The organism is Vibrio sp. Vb0349 (assembly GCF_033338975.1).
Genome location: NZ_JAWOTS010000400.1, coordinates 1 through 1,087 on the forward strand (window position 1 = coordinate 1; position 1,087 = coordinate 1,087).

1 protein-coding gene and 1 pseudogene are annotated in these 1,087 nt (G+C 44.2%); both read right to left on the reverse strand.

Annotated features, from left to right (window positions below):
• Positions 1 to 333: pseudogene (locus R7Q47_RS26145) on the reverse strand (EAL domain-containing protein); the annotation flags it as partial.
• A gap of 188 nt (positions 334 to 521) precedes the next feature.
• Positions 522 to 1,087 (reverse strand): hypothetical protein (locus tag R7Q47_RS26150; protein ID WP_257974057.1); only part of this gene is annotated, 566 nt, incomplete at its 5' end.

Below are 1,087 nucleotides of genomic sequence, written 5' to 3' on the forward strand. Positions count from 1 at the left end.
CATTTCTGCAGCTCTGGGAAGCACATTAAGAAAGAGCTTTTTGTTGCGGTAACGAGATTGCCCAAAGTTTTTGATGTGAATAAGGCGACTAAGTCGCTCGACATTAAGTTGAACATGTTCAGAGATGGAAGGAGATTGGAAAAAGAGATCCGGACGTATCATAGAACCATCCGCAGTGCTGATTCGGACTAAGGCTTCCAAGCCGATGATGGAAAGATCCTTTTTATAAATGGGTTGGAAGACACTGCGAAGTGTCAACTGCTCATATTGCGCGATGTACTGCCCATCTACTTGTTTAGAAATGCAGCCAAGAAGCTGCGAGATGCTCATCATTATTACGACAACCTAGATCAATGGTTTTTGATTGGTGTTACATGGACACCAACTTTGATTTCAGTAGTCAGAATCTAATTGGGCTAGGCCATATGAGGCAAGAGGGTTAATACGAGATGATTAGATTTATCGAGCCGTATCAAACAAATGTATGAATAGACTGATAATCTACCTGTTGCAATTTGATACTACCACTGTAATACGGCGTACAACTGCAAGTACTTTCGAACCAGTTGCTGTTTGTTAGAACGACGCAAAGGGTGGCCAAATTTGATGTAACAAGGGCTGATACCAAAGCGTGTATCAAGGGATTGAGTGAGCTGAGATTCACTGGTGTAAAGAGTGATGCCTTGCTCTGTATATTCGTTGATTTGATCCGGCAATTCGCCCATCCACCAATGGAGCAGTTCTCGGCTGGTTTTACTGCGACTGATCCAATGATCGCAAACAAGGAAGAGTAGGTCGTTAGGTTGCAGCGCGTAGCCATACTCGCTTTGCCATTCGGTAATTGAAGACAACAAGTTTTCGCGACACGATTTACCGGCACTGACCATGTGATGGCTTAACACCCAAACCGTTCCAATCTCAGAAGAAATGCGATAGTGGTGAGGTAGGTCTGGAGCGTCGAGTACTTCAATCGGTTTTACGATGCTGTTGTAACCAAAATGACGGAAGGTGTGTTCCATTCGGCGAGAAAATGCAAGGCCAAGATGGTGTTCACTCATACCTTGGTTATGTACGGCAGGATAATGCT